A 22,801-nucleotide genomic window follows, 5' to 3' on the forward strand; every position below is an offset into this window, starting at 1 on the left:
CGATTCGAGGCGGCGGGCGCGCGGATCCACGACGGGTCACGTCGTGCGCGGCCCAGCGGCCCGCTCCCATTCCCCAATGATCTCGTGCCCGCCGCAATCGACGGCCGTATAGACGGTCTCGCCGTCGATCAGGTCCGGCCGCAGGCGCAGCTGACGCTCCTGCGGGTCGCGCTGGAAGCGGATGAGCCGGTTGATGACATGCTCGCGCCGCCCCTCGGACAGGAGGGCGAGCCGCTCCCGGAAGCGGTCCGAGAGCCGGAGTGCCACCATCAGGCCGCCGGCGCGCGCAGATACTCCTCGAGCGCGGCCGGATCGGTGAAGATCGGGCCGGACCGCGCGGCAGGATCGTAGGTCGCGCGGAGCGCCCGCAAAGCCAGGATGAGGTCGAAGCGAATCAGGCAGGACCGCGCATAGGCGGCAAACAGGCGGTCGCGCTCGGCGGTGAGCCGCGCGCCCTCGTCGGGCGCGCGTGCCTTGACCTGCTTCAGGAACCGCCGGGTTCGCTTCTCCTGGCTGCGGAACGTCGCGGCCTGGGCGTCGGTCTGTTCCGTGAGCAGGTCGATCAGCCGGTCGAGCTGGCGCAGATCCTGTGTCGTGACCGGCCCCTTCTCCATCCGAAGCCGAAGCGCATCGACCTGAGCCTCGGCGTCGCGCGCCCATTCGGCGTTCCATCGTTCCGCATCGCGGACCAGCCGTTCGGACGCGCGCGCCGTGGCCGCGCCCCGCACGGCAAGGTGAGGCGAGACGATCGCCGGAGGCTGGCGGCTGAGATGATACGTCAGGTCGATGATCGCGGCATCGATCATGGGCTTGCCTCGTCGGACCGAGTCTAGCATCGGCATCGTCTCCCGGCGAGGCCGGATCGCCGCTTCCGCCTCCCCTGGCCCCGTGCTAGGGGGCCTCTCGATCAGCGGGGCCGGCCGTGAGGACGCCCCGCCCGCCTTGCTGTCGCCCCAGGGGTGCGTCACGGCGGACGAGACAATCGAATCGAGACGCCATGCCGATGTCCCAGATCCGTCAATCCCGCGGAGGCCGGCGGTGAGCCCCGCCGAGCTCAAGCGCGCCGCCGCCGCCCGGGCGGTCGGGCTGGTCGAGGACGGCATGCGCCTCGGCCTCGGCACCGGCTCGACCGCGACCCTGTTCGTCGAGCTTCTCGGCGAGAAGGTGCGGGCCGGGCTCAAGGTCGTCGGCGTGCCGACCTCCGAGGCGACGCGCCGGGCCGCCGAGGCGGCGGGAATCCCGCTCACCACTCTCGACGAGACGCCCGACCTCGACCTCACGGTCGACGGCGCCGACGAGATCGACCCGCAGCTCCGCCTCATCAAGGGCGGCGGCGGCGCGCTGCTGCGCGAAAAGATCGTGGCGGCGGCGAGCCGGCGCATGGTGGTGATCGTCGACGGGGCCAAGCGCGTCGAGACGCTGGGGCGCTTCCCCCTGCCGATCGAGGTGGTGCCCTTCGGCCTCGTCGCCACCACGCTCGCGGTCGCGGCGGCGATCCGCTCCGCCGGCTGCGCCGGGCCGCTCTCCGTCCGCAAGGGCACCGACGGCGCGCCGTTCCTGACCGATGGCGGCCACCTGATCCTCGATGCCGGCCTGTCCCGCATCCCCGATCCGGAGGCCTTGGCCCGCGCCCTCGTGGCGGTGCCGGGCGTGGTCGAGCACGGCCTGTTCCTCGGCCTCGCCACCGGCGCGATCGTCGCGGAGGCGGCCGACGGCCAGCCCCGCATCGTCACCCTCGGGGCGGCCTGACGCGCCGCCCGCCTCGTTCGTCACGGCCGCCCCCGAGCGGGCGCCGCCTTCCGGAGCCAATCGATGTCCCCGCGCCGTACCCGACTCCTCCTGGCGGGTCTCCTCGCCGTGTCCGTGTCGAGCCCCGCCCTCGCCCAGACGAAGCCCGCCGCCCCGGCAGCACCCGCCGCGCCGCAGCAGGCCGCGATCACCCCGAGCCACCTCGCGCTGGCCAAGGAGGTGATGCTCTCCTCCGGCATCGCCCGCTCGTTCGACTCGATCCTCCCGGCCTTCGGCGAGCAGATCAGGCAGGCGGCGGTCACCCGGCCCGAGCTGACCAAGGACCTCAACGACGTCATCGAGAAGCTGCAGCCCGAGCTGGAGCTGCAGAAGCAGCGCATCATCGAGACCGCCTCGCGCATCTACGCCAACAAGCTCACTGAAGCCGAGCTGCGCGACATCGCCACCTTCTTCCGTTCGCCCGCCGGCAAGCGCTACGTCGAGACCCAACCCCAGGTGCTCGACGACATGGTGCAGGCGATGCAGACCTGGACCCAGGAGGTCTCGGAATATATGATGGTCCGGGTGCGGGCCGAGATGGGCAAGCGCGGCCACCAGCTGCAGTGACCGCCCGCACGGCCGGAGAGCGGGCCGAGACGCTCGATCGTCTCGGCGCGATCGTCATCGCCGCCCTGCCGGCCTGCATGGCCGTGGCGAACCGGTCGAGCCCGGTAGTGGTCGGCCTCGCCGGGCTCCTGCTGCTCGCAGGTGCAGCTTTGGCCGGGCGTCCGCTGCGGGCGCCCCTCGTCGCGCCGCTCGCGACGCCGGTCGGGATCGCGGCGCTCGCCTTCCTGGCGTGGTGCGGATTGAGCCTCGCCTGGAGCCCGCTGCCGGGCCTGTCGCTGCGCACCCTGTCCGAGTTCCTGCCGGCGCTCGCCGGCGCCTACCTGGTGGCGCGCCTGGCGCCGCCGCATCTGGCCAGCGTCGCCGGGCCGGCGGCCTGGGTGATGATCGCGACCTGTGCCTACGTGGTGGCGGACCTCGCCTCCGGGCTGATGATCCGCGAGGCGTTGGGGCAACGCGTCGCCGCCTTCGCGTTCAACCGGCCGCTCCTCGTCATGATGCTGCTGGCCTTCCCCCTGGTGGCGTTCCTCGCCGCCACCGGGCGGCGCGGCCTTGCGGCGCTCGTGGCTGCATGCCTCGCCGTGGGGGCCTGGCGTTCGGTCAGCGGCGCGACGGTGCTGGGGCTCGCCGCCGGCGCACTCACCGTCTTCGCGTTGCGCTGGCTGCCCGCCCGGGCCGGGATCGGCCTCACCGGCGCCGCCCTCCTCGGGGCGCTGATCCTCGCGCCGGTCGAGGGCGATCTCCTGGCCCGCACCATGCCGGAGGCTTTGCACCAGCGGCTCGCCGGCAGTTCCACCCGGGCCCGGGTCGCCATCGCCCGCAGCTTCGGCGCGGCGGTCGCCGCCGATCCCTGGCGCGGGGCCGGCTACGGCACATCCGGGCGCTTCCAGGACGTGCCGGCGGCCGAGCGGATCGAGCCCGAGATGCGCTTCATGCTGGCGGTCGGGCATCCGCATAACAGCTTCCTGCAGGTCTGGGCCGAGCTGGGCGTCGTCGGCGCGACGCTCGCCGCACTCGTCCTGGTCCTGACCTTGCGCGCCCTGTCGGCCTGGACGACGGTCCCGCGCAGCACCGCGCTCGCGCTGCTGGCGTGCGCCGGCATCGTCGCCTTCGTCGAGCACGGCGCCTGGCAGGCCTGGTGGACCGCCGGGGTCGGCGCCGCCATCGCCTGGCTGCGCGCCTTGCAGTATCAGTCGCAAGATCTAACGGACGAGCGGTGAGCCCCATGACCGAGACCCGAGACCAGGCTTTCGGCGAGCAAGAGTTCGATGTGGATCTGTTCGTGATCGGCGGCGGCTCCGGCGGGGTGCGGGCGGCGCGCATCGCCGCCGGCTACGGCGCGCGGGTGCAACTCGCGGAAGAGTACCGGGTCGGCGGCACCTGCGTGATCCGCGGCTGCGTGCCGAAGAAGCTGATGGTCTATGCCGGGCGCTTCGCCGACGAGTTCGAGGATGCCGCCGGCTTCGGCTGGGAGGTCGGCACCCCGCGCTTCGACTGGGCGACCCTGAAGGCCCGGCGCGACGCCGAGGTGACGCGGCTAGAGAGCATCTACGCCACCAACCTGATGCGGGCCGGCGTCGAGGTGGTGGCCGACCGGGCGGTGATCGAGGATCCGCACACGGTGCGCCTGGTCCGCTCCGGCACCCGGGTGCGCGCCCGCCACATCCTGGTCGCGGTCGGCGCGCACCCGGTGAAGGAGCCGCTGATCCCCGGCGCCGAGCTCGCCATCACGTCGAACGAGGTGTTCGAGCTGGAGACCCAGCCCGAGCGGATCCTGGTGGTCGGCGGCGGCTACATCGCGGTCGAGTTCGCGGGCGTGTTCGCGTCGCTTGGCACCCGCACCACCCTGCTCCATCGCGGCGACCGGCTGCTGCGCGGCTTCGACGGCGAGATCCGCCAGGCCCTCGGCGAGGCCTACGCCAAGCGGATGGACCTGCGCCTCAACACCACCGTGCACCGCCTCGACCGGCGCGACGGCGCGATTTGCGCCACCCTGAACGACGGCAGCGAGATCCTGGTCGACCAGGTGCTGGTGGCGACCGGGCGGCGCCCCAACGTCGCCGGCCTCGGGCTGGAGAAGGCGGGCATCACCCTCGATTCCGTCGGGGCGATTCCCGTCGACCGGTTCTCGCAGACCGCCGCGCCCTCGATCTACGCCGTCGGCGACGTGACCAACCGCGCCGCTCTCACCCCGATCGCGATCCGCGAGGGCCACGCCTTCGCCGACACGGTGTTCGGCCAGAAACCCTGGGCGGTCGACCACGACCTGATCCCGACCGCGGTGTTCTCGACCCCGGAGATCGGCGTCGTCGGCCACGGCGAGGAGGTGGCGCGGCGTCTCTGCGGCGAGATCGACGTCTACGAGGCCCGGTTCCGGCCGATGAAGGCGACCCTGTCGGGCCGCGACGAGCGGATCCTGATGAAGATCATCGTCGAGCGGGCGACCGATAAGGTCGTCGGCGTCCACGTCCTCGGCCACGATGCCGGCGAGATCATCCAGGCGGTCGGCATCGCGGTGACGATGGGCGCCAAGAAGGCCGATTTCGACCGCACCATCGCGGTCCACCCGACGGCCGGCGAGGAACTGGTGACGATGCGCACCCCCTCGGTGGTCAAGCAGCCGGTGGCGGTGGGGTGAGCCAGCTTCCATTGATGCGGGACGCCCCTCAGAACGGCGACCCGTATGTCAGGCCCAGCGCCCGCGGGTCGCCGGCCACCCGCGCCGGGTACGAGATCGTGCGGATCCGGGCCGGATCGGCCTCGATCGCGATCATGCGGATCAGACTCGCCCGGGCGAGGTCGTGCTCGCTCGGCGCGGCCTCGCCCGGGCCGCGGGTTTGCGCCAGGCAGGCGGTGAACGGACAGGTCGCGTAGTCGGCGAGCGGATAGGGATGCCAGCCGTCGGAGCCGAGCGGGCTCGGGCGTTCCAGGATCCACTCGGCGGTGGCGCCCGAGACGTGCCGCCCGCCCGGGGCCGCGACGTCGAAGGCCTGGAGCATCGTGCCGGTGGTCTCGTTCTTCAGGTTGAAGCGGACCGTCGCGGGGTCGAGGAGCGTGAGCATCGCCGACACCTCGTCGCCGGGCGCGACGTCGAGGCCGAGGGTCTGGGGCGCGTGCTCCTCGCCCCGGGCCCACCATTGCACCCACGCCTCGTAATGGGCGCCGGCACCGTCCCAGGCCTGCAGCGTGCCGATCTGCGGCAGGCTGGCATTGCGGTAGAAGCCCTGGCCGTCGAAGCCGATCCAGGCCGAGGCACGCGCCGGCCGGCCGGCCGCGCCCGACACCGCGGGCACGCGCCAGCGCGCCATCACGCCCACGAGGCTGCGGGCGCCCTCGGCCGCGAGCGACCCGCCCGACCAGTTGACGCTGCGGCCCGCCGGGACGAGGCCGTGGGTGCGGACGGTCACCGGCCCGGGCGCCGCGCCCGGCGGCACCGCCTCGACGAAGAGCAGGGGCCGGCCGGCGGGCGGGGCCAGGAAGGCACGGCGGAACGCCGCCGCCGCCGGGCCGTCCCCGGGCCGCGGCGCCGGCAGGCCGTAGCGCAGGACCAGGGTGGGCTGCGCCGTCGACGGGTCGAAACCGGCGGGCGGCAGCGGCAGCGGCCGGATCGGCAGCGGCGACGGGGGCTTGAGTAGAGGCTGCTTGGGTAGAGGCTGCTTGGGGGGTTGGGTCATCGCATCCACCTCCCTGATCACGGCGCGTCCTAAGGCAGGACCAACTCGGGGTTGAACTCCCGGGCGGCCTTGATGACGGCATCGCCGAAGGCCGGCAGGGCATAGTCCGCCCGGGCGAGCCCGGTGCCGGCATGCTGCGACAGGACCCGGAACGCCGCGTCGGCGAGGACGCGGCCGGCGGTCGAATCGCTGGGGTAGTGCAGCCCGGCGATCTCGCGGTTGCGGGCGATGCGCCGGGCGAGCGCCTTGAGCGTCGCGTTGGCCGGCAGGCGCTCGGCGTAGGGCAGGCCGGCGAGGCGCAGCGCATAGGCCACGCAGCGGGCCATCAGCCGCGCCTGGGTGGCGTGGCCGCTCGGGAACGAGGCATGCCCGGGCACCGGCACGGGCGGCAGCAGGGCCGGGCACAGGAAGGAGGGCCGCGGCCGGTCGAACGCCTCCTTGAAGCGCAGGGCCGCGAACGAGCCGACGAGGCTCGCCGCGTGCAGCACCCGGTAGGTGCGCGGATGCGAGCCCGGCGTGATCGACAGGGCCTCCATGAAGGCGGTGACGAACTCGACGTCCTGGGCCAGGATCTCGCCCAGGGCGGCGGCGCGCTCGTTGCGCGCCATCGCCACGAGTTCGTCGAGCTCGATCTCCTGGTCGGTCTTCAGGTGGGCGGGGTCCTTGGTCTTGAGGTTCAGGGCGAGGAGGATCCCGGCGAGGTGGTTGCTGAGCGCGTCGGTGTCCCAGGCGGACGCGGCGAACTCGCGCAGCACCCGGTAGGCGTACCAGCGCCCGGCCCAGGCGCGGTTCTCGAAGGCCAGGGAGCGGCCGTTCGGCGTGTCGGCGGCGCGGAAGGCGAGCGTCTTGCGCGGATCCCCCGGCGGGGTCTCGTCGCGGATGAACACCCGGCGCCGCAGGGAGCCGATCTCCTCGCCGGTCCCCGTGACCTCGAGGGAGAACGGGAAATCGGCCCGGTCGGGCACGAACCAGCCGCCGCCGGCATCGCCGTCGAGGCCTGCATTGCCGGTATTGCCCGTATTGCCGGTGTTGCCCGTATTCCCCGTGTTGCCGGTCATCGCTCCCCTCCCCGGCTCAAGTTCCAGTCTCGCGTCCCAGTCTCGCCCGTCCGGCCCGGACCTTCCGGGAAGGCGGGATGAGGCCGTTCCGGATGGTGCCGCCGGCCCGCATCCGGGCCAGACCCGCTTCCGGCGCAGGCCGCTCATCCTTTCGGCGAGGGTCGCCTCGTTCCCCTCACTCGGGCAGCCCGGCCGCCCGCAGATGGTTGAGCCAGCGCGTCAGGACCGGCGGGGCGAAGGGGCAGCGCGGCGCGTAGACGCTCAGACGGAAATCCGGCTGCAGCCGCATCAGCTCGCCCGCCGCCTCCCGCGCCTCCGGCAACCGGCCGGCCGCCGCCAGGCTCGCCGCGAGGATGCGCAGGGTGAAGCGGATGGCGCGGTTGCGGGCCACCGCGCTCAAGCCCCAGGCGACCGCCTCGTCGTAGTCGCCCGCGACGTAGTGCGCCTGGGCGAGCAGGCCCTCGTGCCAGAAGGTGTAGGGGTCGCTCGGCGCCAGGCGCTGGCCCTCCTCGCCGTGCCGCACCGCCAGCCGGCCGTCGCCGGCAAAGCCGTGGGCGGCGCTGCTCATCGTCCAGGCGATGGCGACGCTCGGGCCGGCCTCGATCGCCCGGTCGAGGAAGCGCCGGGCCGTCGCGGGGTCGCGCAGGCTGAAGGCCTGGACGTGGCCGTAGATCGCCAGCGCCAGGGGATCGTCGCCGTCCCGCGCGATCGCCGCGCGGGCCCGCTCCGCCGCCGCCCGTCCGTCGCCGTCGGGATCGGGCGAGCCCATCTCGCCGACCCGCAGGACGTGCCACCAGGCCGCGTAGGCGAAGGGCGGCGCGTAGGAGGGATCGAGGGCGATCGCCTGCTGCAGCAGCCCCCCGGCCCGGGCGAAGCTGTCGGGATCCATCTTGTGGAGCTGGTCGAGGGCCTGGAGCAGCAGGTCGTAGCTCGTCAGGCTCGCCGGGTGCTTGCGCAGGGCCCGCTGCAGCTCGCGCTCGCGCACATGCGGCGCGAGGTGGCGGATCAGCTTGAGGGCGATGGCATCCTGGAGGGCGAAGACCTGGTCGACGAGGCCCTCGTGATGGTCGGCGCTGACGACCGCGCCGGTGCCGCACTCGATCAGCGTGGTGCAGACCCGCAGCCGGCCGCCATGGTGCTGGATCGCCCCGTCCATGACGTAGCGCACGCCGAGGCGGCGCCCGAACGCCGCCGGGTCGGTGTGCCGGCGGCGATAGGCCAGGGTCGAGCCGCGGGAGATCACGAACAGGTCGCGCAAGGACGACAGGGCGCGCACGATCCAGTCGGTGAAGCCGTCGGCCAGGGTCGGGCGGCCCGGCTGGCCGCCCCGGAACGGCAGCACCGCGATCGAGGCCCGCGCCTCGGTGCCCGGCGCGCTCTCGCCGGTGCGCGGGCCGGAGCCGGCCCGCAGGGCGAAGACCTGCACCGGCCGGGCGTGGTTGCGCAGGGGCAGCGGCCCGAGATCGATCGCCCGCGCCCTCGCCTCGGCACTCGCCGCGGCGAACACCGCCTCCGACACGATCACGTCGCCGGCCTCGGCATAGGCCTGCAGGCGGGCCGCCACGTTGACGCCGTCGCCGAACACGTCGCCGTCCTCGACGATGACCTCGGCGAGGTTGACCCCCATCCGGAACAGGAGCCGCGACTCCTCGGGATCGTCTTCGGTCGCCCGGGCGATCCGGCGCTGGAGCGCGAGGGCGCAATCCGCCGCCGGAGCGGCCGCCGGGAAGGCGGCGATGAAGCCGTCGCCGGTGTTCTTGACGATCCGGCCGCCATGGGCGGCGACCCCGGGATCGATGATCCCGCCGCGCAGGGCCTTCAGGCGGCGGAACGTCGCCTCCTCGGCGATCTCGCTCAGCCGGGTATAGCCGACCACGTCGGCGACCAGGATGGCGGCGAGGCAGCGCTCCATCCCGCCCGGCGCGCCCGTTCCGGGTGCCGCGGCGGCGGGGCCGGCCGGCGGCGGCGATCGTCGGCGCCCGCTCATCGCGGCAGGCCTCGCGCGATCGAAGAGCGAACAATCCGAAGCGTTGCGGCGGAGCTGATGATCAATATAGAGGCAATCATGGCGGCACCGATCCGGTGCGAAGACTGTCATGTACTGACGATCGGATCCAGCGGCAAGTGAGGCCGGGGACAAGCACAACCGCAGGTAAGGCGCGCACGGACCGCCGCAACGGCGCCGGGGACGCGGCGACCTGCCCGCCCGTTGCGGAAAGACCCCTCGCGCGATCGCCCAAACCCCCCTATAAGCCCGGCTTCCGCGACCGACCTGACCGGTTATCGAAGAGGTGCGCGAGGAGAGGACGATGAGCGAGCGTTGGACCCCCACTGGCTGGCGGCGGCTGCCGATTCAGCAGGTCCCGGATTATCCGGATTCCGCTTCCCTTGCGGCGGTGGAGCGGCAGCTCGCGAGCTTTCCTCCGCTGGTCTTTGCCGGCGAGGCGCGCAAGCTGAAGCAGAACCTGGCCAAGGTGGCGGCCGGCGAGGCGTTCCTGCTCCAGGGCGGCGACTGCGCCGAGAGCTTCGACGAGCATTCCGCCGACAACATCCGCGACTTCTTCCGCGTCTTCCTGCAGATGGCGCTGGTGCTCACCTTCGCGGGCGGGTCGCCGGTGGTGAAGATCGGCCGCATCGCCGGGCAGTTCGCGAAGCCCCGCTCCTCGCCGACCGAGACGGTCGACGGCGTCTCCCTGCCGAGCTACCGCGGCGACATCGTCAACGGCATCGGCTTCTCGGAAGCGGAGCGGATTCCCGACCCGCGCCGGCAGATCGAGGCGTACCGGCAATCGGCCGCGACGCTGAACCTGCTGCGCGCCTTCGCGACCGGCGGCTACGCCAATCTCGAGAACGCGCATCGCTGGATGCTCGGCTTCGTCAAGGACTCGCCCCAGTCCTCGGCCTATGCCGACCTGGCGCAGCGCATGACCGAGACCCTCGACTTCATGCGGGCGATCGGCATCAACCCGGAGACGCACCAGGAGGTGCGCCAGACCGATTTCTACACCAGCCACGAGGCGCTGCTGCTCGGCTACGAGGAGGCCCTGACCCGGGTCGATTCGACCAGCGGCGACTGGTACGCCACCTCGGGCCACATGCTGTGGATCGGCGACCGCACCCGCCAGGCCGACCACGCCCATATCGAGTTCGCTCGCGGCATCAAGAACCCGATCGGCCTCAAATGCGGCCCGTCGCTGAAGGCCGACGACCTGATTAGACTCGTGGACTTGCTGAACCCAACGAATGAAGCCGGCCGCCTGACCCTGATCTGCCGCTTCGGCGCCGACAAGGTCGGCGACCATCTGCCCGCCCTGGTGCGGGCGGTGGAGCGCGAGGGCCGGAACGTCGTGTGGTCCTGCGACCCGATGCACGGCAACACCGTGACGGCGAGCGGCTACAAGACCCGGCCGTTCGAGCGGGTGATGAAGGAGATCCAGGGCTTCTTCGACATCCACCAGGCGGAAGGGACGCATGCCGGCGGCATCCACCTCGAGATGACCGGCAAGAACGTCACCGAGTGCACCGGCGGCGCTCGCGCCCTGACGGCCGAGGATCTGCGCGACCGCTACCACACCTATTGCGACCCGCGCCTCAACGCCGAGCAGGCGCTGGAAGTGGCCTTCCTGACCGCCGACCTCGTCAAGCGCGAGCGCCGGCAGCACGAGCGGCCGCAGATCGAGGCGGCGGAATAGACGTTCCGACATAGCCGGACGACGATGAGGCCCGGGACGGGGGCCGCCTTTTAGGCGGCCCCCGTCCCGGGCCTTTTCGCGTCGAGCGAGGACCGCATCACTCCAACGGCCGGTCGAACGCGACCCCGGCGAACTCGCCGTTCCGCCAGACCAGTCTCGCCCGCCGCGTGACGGTCATCTGGGGGATGACGATCCAGATGCGGTCCGGCAGCATGTGGCGGCGGGAGAGATTGATCTTCGCGCCGGTGGCCGACAGGTCGCGCACGACGCAAGGGATGCGGCCGTAATCGGGCAGAACCACCGTCGCCGGCATCACCGTGCCGTAGCGGCGCCGGCTCCGCTTGTCTTCGGGGGAACGGACCCGAGCATCCGCTCTACCTCCGGCCGCGATGATTGGTCCCTCGCTCATCCCAACCCAGGCTCCGACATGCCGCAACGTCATAGCGATACCAGGGGTAACGCGATCGCATCCGATCGGGAGCAGGGCCATCCACGCACGCGGCGCGGTGTTGAGCGGCAGGGTTAAACCACTCCTGCTTGCTTTCTCGACAATCGCCGCCCCAGGGCGTGCGGGCCTCCGGCACGCCAAGCTCCGGTGCCATAGCCGGTCGAATTGACCCACCGACATGGATGGCCGACATGGCCGCCGAAATCGCCGACCAAGAGGGTTGCGCCCCGTCTGAACCGTCGCTATACCCCCGTCATCCCGCCGGGCCAGCTCCCATCGTCTAGCGGTCTAGGACGTCGCCCTCTCACGGCGAAAACAGGGGTTCGAGTCCCCTTGGGAGCGCCACCGGCCGGACCTTCCGTATAATGCTGCTTGACACGATCGCCGCGGCCCTAGGCCGCCGCCTCGTCGCGCGTTTCGGCCACCATCGACCAAAGAGGTAGCGGGGCTTACCCCGTACACCCAAGGGATGCGCGCGCCGTTGCCGTCCCGGCTGTCCTCATGTGTATCGGCCTGCTAAGCATCGGTCATACCAACAATCGATGCTCGGCGAGAGATGTGATGCAGCGAATGGTCGTGCGCCTGCTGGTGTCGGCAATAGTGTGCCTGATGTTCGCGACATCGGCCCGTCTGTTGTACGGCTCCCTGTCTCCACGTGTGTTGGCGGTGATGCCGAACGACGGCGCGGCGCAAGTCTATCCCGGCCTGCCGATCGCGGTCGGCTTCTCCCGCGCGATGGCACCGGAGACGATCGGCCCTGAGACGATCGCCCTGCACGAGGAGGGCGGCGCGGCCGTGCCGGCGGCGATCGGCTACGATGCGGACCAGCACGCGGCCCGGCTGGTGCCGAAGGTGCCGTTGCGGCCCGGCGCGACCTACCGGATCGCGGTCGGGACCGGGAGCCGGCCTGAGAGCGCCCTCGGGCTGTCCCTCGCCGAGCCGGCGGAGGGGCGCTTCACCGTGGCGGCCGCCCCTCGCCTCGCCGCGATGCCCGGGGCGCCGGTCCTGGTCGCGGTCGGGCCGAAAAACCCCTTCGGGCCCTACTACGCCGAGATCCTGCGGGCGGAGGGGCTGAACCTGTTCTCGGTGGTCGCCACGGGAGATCTCACCCCGGACCGCCTCGCCCGGGCCACCCTGGTGCTGATGACCGAAGCGCCGGACGAGGCCCTGGCCGCGCGTCTCTCCGGCTGGGTGCAGGAGGGCGGCAACCTGATCGCGATCCGGCCGGAGGGCGCCTGGCTGCCGCTCTTCGGCCTTGCAGCAACCGGGGAGGCGCCTCCGGTCGAGCGCTACCTGCAGGTCGATGCGGGAGCGCCGGCCGCCCGCGGCATCGCCCGCCAGGCGATGCAGTTCCACGGGCCGGCGAGCCGTTACGTGCCGGAAGACGCCACGATCCTCGCCCGCCTCTCGACCGGGGCCGAGACCCTACCCTGGCCGGCGGTCTCGCTGCACCGGGCCGGCCAGGGCCAGGCGGCGGCCTTCGCCTTCGACCTCGCCACCTCGGTGGTGCGCCTGCGCCAGGGCAACCCGGCCTTCGCCGGCCAGGAGCGGGACGGGCTGCCGCCGCGGCGGCCGAACGACCTGTTCTTCCCGGACTACCTCGACCTCTCGCGGGTGGCGATCCCGCAGGCCGACGAGCAGCAGCGGCTGCTTGCCAACCTGATCGTGACGATGAGCGCCGAGCGCCTGCCGCTGCCGCGGGTCTGGTACCTGCCCGACGAGCGCCGCGCCGCCCTCATCATGGCGGGCGACGACCACGCCACCCGCCGCGGCACCCTCGACGCCTACAAGCGCCTCGTCGCCGAGAGCCCGCTCGATTGCCGGCCCGAGACCTGGGACTGCGCGCGGGCGACCTCCTACGTCACGCCGGCGACGCGGCTCGCGCCGGACCAGGCGCACGCTTACGCGGCGCTCGGCTTCGAGACGGGCATCCACGCCGATACCGGCTGCCGCGACGTCGATGCCGCGACCCTGGGCCTGGCCTTGAGCCGGCAGGTCGGCGGCATCGGGCGGCAGCTCGGCCTGCCGGCGCAGGAGACCCACCGCCTGCATTGCGTGACCTGGAACGGCTGGGCCGACACCGCCAAGATCGAGCGGGCGGCGGGCATCCGCCTCGATCTCGGCTATTACTACTGGCCCGGCTCGTGGATCCGGCGCCGGCCGGGCTTCATGAACGGCTCCGGCTTCCCGATGCGCTTTGCCGACCTCGACGGCCGGGTCCTCGACATCTACCAGGCCGCCAGCCACCTGGTGAACGAGAACGGCATCGACCAGCGCGCCGGCATCGACGCGATGCTCGACCGGGCGCTCGGCCCCGAGCAGTTCTTCGGCGCCTTCGGCACCCATTACGACTACACCGACGGCTATTTCGACCACCTGGTCGCGGCCGCCCGCGAGCGGGGCGTCGCGATGATCTCGGCCGCCCAGATGCTGCGCTGGCTCGACCGCCGGGAGGCGACCCGGTTCGAGGCCCTGGCCTGGAACGGGCACGACCTGACCTTCCGGGTCGATCTCGCCGAGGGGCCCGAGCGGGTGACCGGGATGCTGCCGGTCTCGGCCCTGTCGCACCGCCTCGCGGCGATCACCCGCGGCGGCCAGCGGGTGCATTTCCGGACCGAGACCATCAAGGGCCTCGACTACGCGCTGTTCGACCTGGAAGCGGGCAGCTACGCCGTGGTCTACGACGAGAAGACCTCGGCGATGCCGCTCCCGGCCCGGCTGCGGTGAGGCTTTCGCGCGGGGCTCGCCCCCGTCGGGGCTGCGTCATTTGGGGGCGCAGGCCCTTTCCGGAGCCCGGGCGTTGGGTCGGGACCGCGCCCCGCATCCTGCGGCGGCCCCTTCCCCGAGGCCCGACCCGATGGCTGCCGACAGCAATCCCGTTTCCGACCGCGCCCTCTCCGACCGCGCCCTGTCGATCTTCGCCTTCGCGGCCTACCATCACCTGATCAGCGGCCAGCCGGTCAGCTCCGTGGTGCGCCGGGACGGCAACGGCCACCACGCCGACCCGGAGGGCGCCGCCGAGGTCGAGCAGCGCGGCCTCGCCAGCTTGAGCGACGACGCGATCACCTTCACCGCGCCGGGCGTCGCCTTCGTCGAGACGATCGTCGCGGCGATCCGGCAGGCTGGCAGGCGCTGATCCTCGGCAGGTTTCGCAAAAGTCGCCGCCGGTCTCGCGATAAGAAGCTGCGACGAAACGAGAATCCAAGCGGATGTCGCGTCGGCCTGCCGACGTTAAGTCTGCTTCGGGCGCTTGACGGTCCGGCCGCCGCGATTGCACTCCTGCCGTCGCGGCGCCGGGCATCCGGGCTCGCGTCGCCCGGAGAGGATTCCCTTGGACGCATCCGCCCTCGCCCGCCTGATCGACCACACTCTCCTGCGGGCCGACGCGACCTCGGCCGAGGTGCGGCGCCTGTGCGAGGAGGCTTTGGCGCACCGCTTCAAGGCGGTCTGCGTCAACCCGGTCCATGTCGGGCTCGCCGCCGGGATCCTGGCCGGCGGCGAGGTCGCCCCCTGCTCCGTCGTCGGCTTCCCGCTCGGGGCGGCGACGCCGGAGGACAAGGCGGCGGAGGCCGCGGGCGCGGTGCGCCGCGGTGCGGCCGAGATCGACATGGTGATCGCGCTCGGGGCCCTGAAGGAGGGGAACCACGCGGCCGTGCGGGCCGACATCGCTGCGGTCCGGGCGGCCTGCCGGGGGCGGGTCCTGAAGGTCATCATCGAGACCTGCCTGCTCGACGAGGCCGAGAAGCGCCTCGCCTGCACCCTGGCGGTCGAGGCCGGGGCCGATTTCGTCAAGACCTCGACGGGCTTCTCGACCGGCGGCGCCACCGGGGCGGACGTCGCCCTGATGCGTGCGACCGTCGGCGACGCCGTCGGAGTCAAGGCGTCGGGCGGCGTGCGCAGCCTCGAGGCCGCCCGCGCCCTGATCGCCGCCGGGGCGACGCGGCTCGGCACCAGTTCGGGCGTGGCGCTGGTGACGGCGGGAATGGCGGGCGAGGCGTATTGAGGCCGCCTTCGACGACCCGTCCGGGTCAGGCCGTCGGGGACCGGGCCGGTTTGGACGCCCCCTCGCCCCGCCCCTCGCCCACCCCCCTGCCGGTCAGCGCCCGGATCGGCGCCGACCTGAAGGCGCAGATCGCGCGAGGGGTCTATCCGCCGGGCAGCGCCCTGCCCTCGACCCGGGCGCTGGCGGCCGAGCTCGGGGTCTCGCGCACCACCGTGACGGCGGCCTACGACCAGCTCGTCGCCGAGGGCTACCTGGAGACCCGGCCCGGGGCCCGGACGCGGGTCGCCGCCGGCATCCTGGCGGGGGCCTCGCCGGCTACGGCCGCTCCGATCCCGCCGCATCGTCTCTCCGCCTTCGGGCGGCGCCTGCTCGCCGAGCCCGCGCCGCCCCCAGGTCCGGCGCCGGCGATCGATTTCCGCTACGGCGACCTCTCGGGCGACGACTTCCCGGTCCTCGCCTGGCGGCGGGCGCTCAACGCCGTGCTGCTGCGCCGGCCGGCGCGCCTCGGCTACGGCGATCCGCGCGGGCTGCCGGAGCTGCGCGCCGCGTTGCAGGCCTATCTCTGGCGCGCCCGGGGCGTGAGCTGTGGCCTCGACCAGATCGTGGTGGTCAACGGCTCGCAGCAGGGCATCGACCTCTGCACCCGGCTCCTCGTCGATCCCGGCGACCGGGTGGTGATGGAGGATCCGGGCTACGGTGCGGCGCGCCGGGCCTTTGTCGCCGCGGGCGCCGCGCTCCTGCCGGTCCCGGTCGATGCGGAGGGCTTGCAAACCGGGCGCCTCGCCGGAATCGGGCCCGCGCGCCTCGCCTACGTCACGCCCTCGCACCAGTTCCCCCTCGGCGGCGTGCTGCCCGCCGCCCGCCGGCAGGCCCTGCTCGCCTGGGCGGAAGCGTGCGGCGCGATGATCGTCGAGGACGATTACGACGGCGAGTACCGCTTCGACGCCCGGCCCGTGGAGGCGCTGGTGAGCCTCGATCGGGCGGGCCGCGTGATCTATGCCGGCACGGTCTCCAAGACCCTCTCGCCGCAGCTGCGCCTCGGCTACCTGGTGGTGCCGCCGGGCTTGGGCGAGGTCTTCACGGACGCCAAGCGCCTCGCCGACCGGCAGGCGCCGGGCCTGGAACAGGCCGCCCTCGCGGAGTTCCTGGCCGAGGGCGGCTACGAGCGCCACCTGCGCCAGGCCCGGCGGCGCAATGCCGGCCGCCGCGCCGCCCTGCTCGCGGCGCTGGCCGAGAGCTTCGGCAACGCGGTGCGGGTGGAGGGCGCGGCGGCGGGCCTGCACCTCGTCGCCTGGTTCGAGGGAGTGCCGGCCGCCGCCGAGGCCGGGATGGCGGCGGCGGCGCGGGCGGCGGGCATCGGCGTCTACCCGGTCGGCCCGCTCTACCACGTCGCGGCGGCGCGGCCGGACCGGGCCGGGCTGCTCCTCGGGTTTGCCGGCAGCGAGCCGGACGCGATCCGGGCGGGCATCCGCCGCCTCGCCGCTTGCCTCGCCGCTTCCCTGGCCGCTTGCCTCGCCGAGGCGCGTCTTACCGCGAGCTAACCGATCGTGGACGATGGCCCATGCAGGGTCGCAGCGTCCGTCTCGACGCCGCGGACGATTTCCTCCGAGAGATCAAGCGGGTACCGGGCACCGGGAGCGAGCCTCTCACGGCAGCCCGTCGGCGGCTCTCAGCATTCGGAAAGATTTGCCGCGTAGCCCATCAGCAACGACGGCAGCAGGCCGGCGCGTCGCTCCGGCTCTTCCCGAGGGTTACCCGTGCAGCACCCATCTCCGGCACCGGCCCCTCCCTCGAGACGGTTCGGCCGCGCGTCGTCCGGATCGCGGGAGGTCAGGCTCGGGCGCCGCCTCTGGGGCACCGCCCTCCTGATGGCGGCGGGGCTCTTCACCCTCACGGCCATCGTCATCGCGCCCTCGGTCACCGCCTATCGCGGCAGCCAGAGCAACCTCCTGCACATCAGCCGGCTGCGGCAGGTGTTGGAGGCCGCCAACCGCCTCTCGGCGGAGCGGGGTCCGGCGAACGTCATGATGTCGATCGCGCCCGGCAGCGATCCGGCGGCAGAGGCGCGACTGGCCGCGTTCCGCGCGGCGAGCGACGGGGCGCTGGCGGCCCTGCGCGAGCCGGCGGCGGACGAGGCCGGCCACGCCCTGCCCTCCCGCCTCCTCTCGGCGACCGCCGCCCGGCTCCACGCGGCGCGGCGGGACGTGGACCGGGTGGCCGGCCTGCCGGAGGCGGAGCGGAACCTCGAGGGCCTCGCCAGCGCCATCGCCCGGATGATCGCCGCGGTGGACACGTTCCAGGACGTGGTCGCCTGGGAGATCCAGGCGATCGGCCGGGCCGATCCCGCCCTCGCCGGATCGGCCCTGATCGGCCACGCGGTGAGCGACCTGCGCGAGTATGGCGGCCGGATCGGCTCCGCCATCATCCCGGCCGTCGCCGTGCACCGCCCCCTCGATACCCGCCAGTTCACCGACGCCACGCAGATCCGGGGGCGCATCCTGGAATTGCTGCGGCTCCTGCGCGGGCAGGCGGCGTTCGGGCCCGGGCAGCCCCTCGAAGCGCTTTTTCGCGAGGTCGAGGAGACCTTCGCCGGGCAGGGGCTCGGCCTCATCGAGGCGACGATCGCGGAGGGCCGCGCCGCCGGCCGCTACGGCCTCTCGGCGGACGAGCTGACCCACCGCTACGTGCCGACCCTGAAGCCGGTCGAGGCCCTGCGCGACCGCTACCTCGCCGGGATGGTGGCGGGCTTTGCCGCCGAGCGCGACGCGGTGCGGATGCGGCTCGCAGGGGTCGCCTGCGGCGCCGTCGCGGTCCTGGCCCTGCTGGTCGCCCTGCTGCAATCCTTGCGCGCCTCGGTGCTGCGCCCGCTGCTGATCGCCCGCGAGACCGCGATGGCGCTCGCCGAGGGCGGCGTGCCGGCCAGGCGTCCGACCCTGGGCCCGGCCTTGCGCATCGTCGAGATCCGGCGGCTGTTCGACGCGCTCGCGGTGCTGGAGGAGCGGATGCGCGAGCGCGCCCGCCTGATGGAGACCCTGCGCCGGCAGGCCGAGACCGACGGTCTGACCGGCCTGAGCAACCGCCGCGGCCTCGCCCTGACGATGGCCCGCCTCGCCGCTGCACCGGACGCGCCGGCCGCCGCCCTGATGATCGACCTCGACGGCTTCAAGAAGGTCAACGACACCCTCGGCCACGAGGCGGGCGACGCGTTGATCCGGCAGGCCGGGGCGCGCCTGCGCGCTTGCCTTGCCGGGGACGGCCTCGTCGCCCGGATGGGCGGCGACGAGTTCGCGGTGCTGCTGCCCGGCTGCGACGAGGCCGCCGCGGTCACGGTCGCCGAGACGATCCTGCACAGCCTCTCCGAGCCGTTCCCGGTCGACGGCCAGCCCCTCCATATCGGGGCGAGCATCGGCATCGCGCTGAGCCCGGTGCACGGCCCCCTCACCGACGCGCTGCTCGCCTGCGCCGACATGGCGCTCTACGAGGCCAAGCGCGGCGGGCGGCACTGCCACCGGGTGTTCACGCCGGCCCTGCGCGACGCCACCCTGTCCTGGACCGCCCGCCAGCAGGAATTGCCGCGGGCGCTGGCGGCCCGGGAATTCGAGGTGTTCTACCAGCCGCAGGTGCGCCTCGCCGACCGCCGGATCGTCGGCGCCGAGGCCCTGATCCGCTGGCGCCATCCCCGGCTCGGCCTCCTCGCCCCGGCGGCGTTCCTGGCTCCCCTGGAGGCGAGCCGGCTCGCCGCGCCGGTCGGACGCTTCGTGCTGCGCGAGGCCTGCGCGCAGGCCGCCGCCTGGCACCGGGCCGGCGCCGCGGACCTGCGCGTCGGCGTCAATCTCTTCGGCGCGCAGTTCCACTCGGCGAGCCTCGTCGACGAGGTCCGGGCGGCGCTCGCCGAGTCCGGCCTGCCGGCCTCCTCCCTCGAACTCGAGATCACCGAGACCATCATCCTGCAGCACGACGAAGCCCTGATCGCCCCGCTGCGGGCCCTGCGCGACCTCGGCATCGGCCTCGCCTTCGACGATTACGGCACCGGCTACGCCTCCTTGAGCCTGCTCAAGCGCTTCCCGCTGACGCGGCTGAAGATCGACCGGTCCTTCGTGCAGGGCATGGAAGGCTCAGGCCAGGATCAGGCGGTCAAGGACCGGGCGATCGTGCGATCGGTGCTGACCCTCGGCCGTAGCTTCGACCTCTCGGTGATCGCCGAGGGCGTCGAGACCGAGGCGATGGCCGGGCAACTCTCGGCGGAGGGCTGCGCGGAAGCGCAAGGGTACCTGTTCGGCCGGCCGATGCCGGCGGCGGCGTTCGCGGCCCTCTGCTGGCCGGAGGAGCGGCGCTCGGCGTGAGGGTGCATGCGCCCTTCGCCAGGCGGGACAGCGATCCGGGGACCCAGGAAGTCCGGGACTTTTCGTCTATCCGGGCCACATTTCCTCCAAGAGAAGGGGTGAAACGCGCTGTCTAAATAGAAACTGGCTCTACGGGTTTGATTTCGCACGCAAATCCAAGGCGCTCGATCTGCCGCACGAGCGCCTTGGCGCGGATGGTCGGGGCCGCCTTGCGGCCGTGATCAGGCCCGGGATCGACGTAAGCCGTGCCGGCCTTGAGCATGTGATAGATCGCGGTCAACATCGAAGCGGCGACCGCGCAGATCGCCTTCTTGGGGCCGCGCCGGCCGCGCAAGCGCTGGAACTGCGCCCTGATGTAGCTCGCCTTCTTGCGCACTCCGGCCCAGGCGGCCTGCACCAAGGCCGTCTTGAGCCAGGGCGCGCCCTTGCGCAGTCGCGTCGAGCGCCGCTTGCCCGCGCTCTCGTCGTTTCTCGGGCACAGCCCGGCCCAGGAGATCAGATGGCCGGCGGTCGGGAAGCGGCTCATGTCGGGGCCGATCTCGGAGAGGATCACCTGCGCGGTGAGGTCACTGATGCCCGGGATCGTCACCAGCAGCTTCACCGCTTCCCGGAAAGGGCCGAGGTCGCGCTCCACCTGCGCGTCGATCTCCGCGATCGCTCGCCCCAACCCGTCGTACTGGCGTAGATGCACACCGAGCAGGAAACGGTGGTGATCCCCGATCCGGCCCGTGAGCGCGGCCCGGATCGCCTCGGGCGCCGCCTTCACCCGCGGGCTGACCAGCGCCTGCAGCCCAGCCGGATCGCGCTCGCCCTTGACCAGCGCGTCGAGCACGGCGCGACCGGACTGGCCCATGATGTCGGTGAGCACCGAGGCGAGCTTGAGGTTGGCCTCCTCGAGGGTCTTCTGGATGCGCTGGACGTGGCTGGCCTGCTCGCGGACCAGTTGCTTGCGGGTGCGCAGCAGGTCGCGCATCGCCTGGGTCTGGGCCTCGGGCACGAAGCTGGCGCGGATCAGGCCGTGGGCGAGCAGGTCGGAGAGCCAGACCGCGTCGGCGACGTCGGTCTTGCGGCCGGGCACGTTCTTGACATGGGCGGCATTGGCCAGGATCAGGGTGCGGCTGTCGGCGTCGAGGACCTGCCAGACCGGGCGCCAGTAGATGCCGGTCGCCTCCATGGCGACATGGGTGCAGGCGTGCTCGTCGAGCCAGGCGGAGAGGTCGAGCAGAGCGGGCGTGGTGGTGGCAAACGTCCGCACCTCACGCTGAACCTCGCTGCTCTCGGCCCGGCGGATGGCTGCGACGACGGTGTCCTTGTGAACATCGAGGGCGGCGCAGCGGGGGTAGAGGACCTTCATCACGATCTCCTTGCCGTCAGGCCGCCGGCGCAGGCTCCCGTGAGATCAAATCTAAATGACGCGCTCCGGGGCTGGCCCGAGGACCGGCCCGTGACGCAAGCGAGGGGACTGAAGAGGAGCCCGGATCCAACTGATACGCGGGGTCTGGCACACCAAAGACGAACCGATCTCTCCGCCGACGGCAAGTCCACTCTGCCATATGTTTCATCCGCAAGGGACCGCGAAGCCGGTGACGAACTAATACCAACGGTCGTTGAAAACGACCTTTGGTTCCGGTCTCGAATTTTCGCCAAGTCTCAAATTTACGCCAAGCCCGAGGTCCCGGACTTCTGGGCTTGGTGTCGGAAATTCGAGATGGATCGACGGTCCCGTCGATCTCGGGCCTGCCCGAGATCGGATCGCTGCGTCAGCATCCTGGGCCGTTGGCATAACGCAGGAATCGCCTGGATCATCCCGACCCTATTCGATGCACCTGCGCTCGGTCGATCTCGCGTAAGCCAGAACCATGTCGGGGCGAACAGGCCTTCTATCCCCGGGGCGCCGCGCCTGATCTCAGGCCGGACCCGACACATCCCCGGACGACACTCCCACCCGGGGGCCCGCTCACACCGCCGCCGCCATCGCCTCGCCGAAGGACTGCACCAGGCGCGCCTCCAGCTTGCCGTCCATGGCCGACAGGATCCCCATCGCGTCGGCCATCGGCATCGGGGACTTGTAGGGGCGGCGCTCCGTCAGGGCGGCGTAGATGTCGCAGATGGTGAGCAGGCGGACCATGTCGCCGATCCGGTCGCCGGCGAGGCCGTCGGGATAGCCGGAGCCGTCGAGCATCTCGTGGTGGTGGCGCACCGCCGAGAGGGTCATCGGGTCGCGCTCGCCGCCGGCGAGCAGCACCTCGTGGCCGATGGCCGCATGGGTGCGCATCACGGCGAGTTCGTCCGCATCGAGGCGGCCGGGCTTGTTGAGGATCTCGAGGGGGATGCGGGCCTTGCCGACATCGTGGATCAGCGCGGCGCGCACGAAGCGGAACTGGTCCTCGTGCCGGAAGCCGAGATGCAGCGCGAATTGCGCGGCGAGGCCGGCCACCAGCAGGCAATGCTGGTAGGTGGCGTCGTCGTGGGTCCAGACCGTGTCGAGCCAGCGGGCGAGGCCGCCCTCCTGCACCGCGGTGAGGATCGGGCCCAGGCCGGCCTCGACGGTGCCCATGCGGATCGGCAGGCCGGCCCGGGTCTCCGCCATGAGGCCGGTCAGCGCCTCCCCGGCCCGGACGACGCCCTGGCTCACCGCCTGCTCGGCGGCGCCGGCCATGATCCCGGCCTGGTTGGCCAGGGCCGCCACGATCGTCTCGGGCGGCACGTAGGCGGGCATGCACACCGTCGCCCCGAGGGTCTTGGCGTGGCGCAGCGCATCCTGGGTCGCCTTGCGCAGGAGGCAGACCACCGGCAGGGGCCGGTCGGCGAAGCGGCGCTGGAGCGCGCGCAGGCAATGATCGGCCTCCGGCCGCGACAGCGTCAGGTCGGAGACGACGCCGGCCAGAGCCCGCCGGTCCCGCCACGTCTCCTCGGGTCCGACGACGTCGCAGATCCCGATCGCCCGCAGGGCCGCGCTGATCGCGGCGCTGCGGTCCGGCCTGTCGGTCACGAGGACGAAGGTCCTCTCGTCGGGCATCGCGTCCCTCCCGGCGGCCGCACGGCCCCTTCTGTCCTCATCAGTTACCCGTCCAGTCCCGAACAAATGCTTACGGGGATGATCGACAGAAAAGGTGCAGTGACGGCAAGAAGGAAACAAAACCGCTCATCGGCAGCGAAAGCCGCCGGCCGCGCCCGCCGCCCGGCCTCGTCGCGGCCCCGGCGCTCCTTGCCGAGGATTGTCCCGCAAGA

At 72.5% G+C, this 22,801-nt stretch carries 18 protein-coding genes and 1 tRNA gene; 11 read left to right on the plus strand and 8 right to left on the minus strand.

Translation table 11 applies throughout. The features are described 5' to 3' along the window. Nucleotides 1–36: 36 nt before the first annotated feature. Complete coding sequence (locus tag HBB12_RS23375; protein WP_236991550.1) at nt 37–270, minus strand: hypothetical protein; 234 nt, start codon at nt 268–270, stop codon at nt 37–39. Then, nucleotides 270–806: a hypothetical protein gene (locus HBB12_RS23380; RefSeq protein ID WP_236991551.1), complete on the minus strand. Its 537-nt coding sequence runs from the start codon at nt 804–806 to the stop codon at nt 270–272. The genes HBB12_RS23375 and HBB12_RS23380 overlap by 1 nt, the downstream gene beginning before the upstream one ends. A gap of 232 nt (nt 807–1,038) precedes the next feature. Here HBB12_RS23380 and rpiA point away from each other — a divergent pair, with 232 nt between their 5' ends. The 4 genes from rpiA to gor all read left to right on the plus strand — a co-directional run bounded on the left by rpiA (nt 1,039) and on the right by gor (nt 4,990). Further along, complete coding sequence (gene rpiA, locus HBB12_RS23385) at nt 1,039–1,749, plus strand: ribose-5-phosphate isomerase RpiA (RefSeq protein WP_236991552.1); 711 nt, start codon at nt 1,039–1,041, stop codon at nt 1,747–1,749. A gap of 63 nt (nt 1,750–1,812) precedes the next feature. Further along, nucleotides 1,813–2,355 (plus strand): DUF2059 domain-containing protein, encoded by a 543-nt coding sequence (locus HBB12_RS23390; RefSeq protein WP_236991553.1) that lies wholly within the window; start codon nt 1,813–1,815, stop codon nt 2,353–2,355. Then, entirely contained in the window at nt 2,352–3,572 is a 1,221-nt protein-coding gene (locus HBB12_RS23395) for an O-antigen ligase family protein (RefSeq protein ID WP_236991554.1), read from the plus strand. Before HBB12_RS23390 ends, HBB12_RS23395 begins: the two co-directional genes overlap by 4 nt. Before the next feature lie 5 nt (nt 3,573–3,577). Further along, nucleotides 3,578–4,990, plus strand: a complete 1,413-nt coding sequence (gene gor, locus HBB12_RS23400) for a glutathione-disulfide reductase (protein ID WP_236991555.1) — start codon at nt 3,578–3,580, stop codon at nt 4,988–4,990. A 28-nt stretch (nt 4,991–5,018) separates the two neighbouring features. On the opposite strand, the gene HBB12_RS23405 is transcribed toward gor, so the two are convergent. The 3 genes from HBB12_RS23405 to HBB12_RS23415 all read right to left on the minus strand — a co-directional run bounded on the left by HBB12_RS23405 (nt 5,019) and on the right by HBB12_RS23415 (nt 9,071). Next, nucleotides 5,019–6,026, minus strand: coding sequence for a G1 family glutamic endopeptidase (locus HBB12_RS23405; RefSeq protein ID WP_236991556.1), 1,008 nt, complete (start codon nt 6,024–6,026; stop codon nt 5,019–5,021). Nucleotides 6,027–6,055: 29 nt separating this feature from the next. Continuing rightward, entirely contained in the window at nt 6,056–7,084 is a 1,029-nt protein-coding gene (locus HBB12_RS23410; RefSeq protein ID WP_236991557.1) for a phosphatase PAP2 family protein, read from the minus strand. Between the two features lie 175 nt (nt 7,085–7,259). After that, nucleotides 7,260–9,071, minus strand: coding sequence for an adenylate/guanylate cyclase domain-containing protein (locus HBB12_RS23415; protein ID WP_236991558.1), 1,812 nt, complete (start codon nt 9,069–9,071; stop codon nt 7,260–7,262). A gap of 322 nt (nt 9,072–9,393) precedes the next feature. On the opposite strand from HBB12_RS23415, the gene HBB12_RS23420 reads away from it, so the two are divergent. Further along, entirely contained in the window at nt 9,394–10,776 is a 1,383-nt protein-coding gene (locus HBB12_RS23420) for a class II 3-deoxy-7-phosphoheptulonate synthase (RefSeq protein WP_236991559.1), read from the plus strand. 97 nt (nt 10,777–10,873) lie between these two features. On the opposite strand, the gene HBB12_RS23425 is transcribed toward HBB12_RS23420, so the two are convergent. Then, entirely contained in the window at nt 10,874–11,185 is a 312-nt protein-coding gene (locus HBB12_RS23425) for a PilZ domain-containing protein (protein WP_236991560.1), read from the minus strand. A 308-nt stretch (nt 11,186–11,493) separates the two neighbouring features. On the opposite strand from HBB12_RS23425, the gene HBB12_RS23430 reads away from it, so the two are divergent. The 6 genes from HBB12_RS23430 to HBB12_RS23455 all read left to right on the plus strand — a co-directional run bounded on the left by HBB12_RS23430 (nt 11,494) and on the right by HBB12_RS23455 (nt 19,570). Next, nucleotides 11,494–11,569: transfer RNA gene (locus HBB12_RS23430), tRNA-Glu, on the plus strand. A 264-nt stretch (nt 11,570–11,833) separates the two neighbouring features. Next, nucleotides 11,834–13,951 carry an Ig-like domain-containing domain gene (locus HBB12_RS23435; RefSeq protein ID WP_272913296.1) on the plus strand — a complete coding sequence of 706 codons (2,118 nt, stop codon included), beginning with the start codon at nt 11,834–11,836 and terminating at the stop codon, nt 13,949–13,951. 130 nt (nt 13,952–14,081) lie between these two features. Next, nucleotides 14,082–14,360 carry a hypothetical protein gene (locus HBB12_RS23440; protein WP_236991562.1) on the plus strand — a complete coding sequence of 93 codons (279 nt, stop codon included), beginning with the start codon at nt 14,082–14,084 and terminating at the stop codon, nt 14,358–14,360. Nucleotides 14,361–14,555: 195 nt separating this feature from the next. Continuing rightward, nucleotides 14,556–15,227 (plus strand): deoxyribose-phosphate aldolase, encoded by a 672-nt coding sequence (gene deoC, locus HBB12_RS23445; RefSeq protein ID WP_236991563.1) that lies wholly within the window; start codon nt 14,556–14,558, stop codon nt 15,225–15,227. Between the two features lie 50 nt (nt 15,228–15,277). Then, nucleotides 15,278–16,768, plus strand: a complete 1,491-nt coding sequence (gene pdxR / locus HBB12_RS23450; protein WP_236991564.1) for a MocR-like pyridoxine biosynthesis transcription factor PdxR — start codon at nt 15,278–15,280, stop codon at nt 16,766–16,768. A 216-nt stretch (nt 16,769–16,984) separates the two neighbouring features. Continuing rightward, complete coding sequence (locus HBB12_RS23455; protein ID WP_236991565.1) at nt 16,985–19,570, plus strand: EAL domain-containing protein; 2,586 nt, start codon at nt 16,985–16,987, stop codon at nt 19,568–19,570. Between the two features lie 112 nt (nt 19,571–19,682). Here the strand turns inward: HBB12_RS23455 and HBB12_RS23460 are convergent, their stop codons facing one another. Then, nucleotides 19,683–20,924, minus strand: a complete 1,242-nt coding sequence (locus HBB12_RS23460; protein ID WP_236991350.1) for an IS110 family RNA-guided transposase — start codon at nt 20,922–20,924, stop codon at nt 19,683–19,685. Between the two features lie 603 nt (nt 20,925–21,527). After that, complete coding sequence (locus tag HBB12_RS23465; RefSeq protein WP_236991566.1) at nt 21,528–22,589, minus strand: HD-GYP domain-containing protein; 1,062 nt, start codon at nt 22,587–22,589, stop codon at nt 21,528–21,530. Nucleotides 22,590–22,801: the final 212 nt, after the last annotated feature.

The organism is Methylobacterium sp. SyP6R, from assembly GCF_019216885.1.
Lineage (GTDB): Bacteria > Pseudomonadota > Alphaproteobacteria > Rhizobiales > Beijerinckiaceae > Methylobacterium.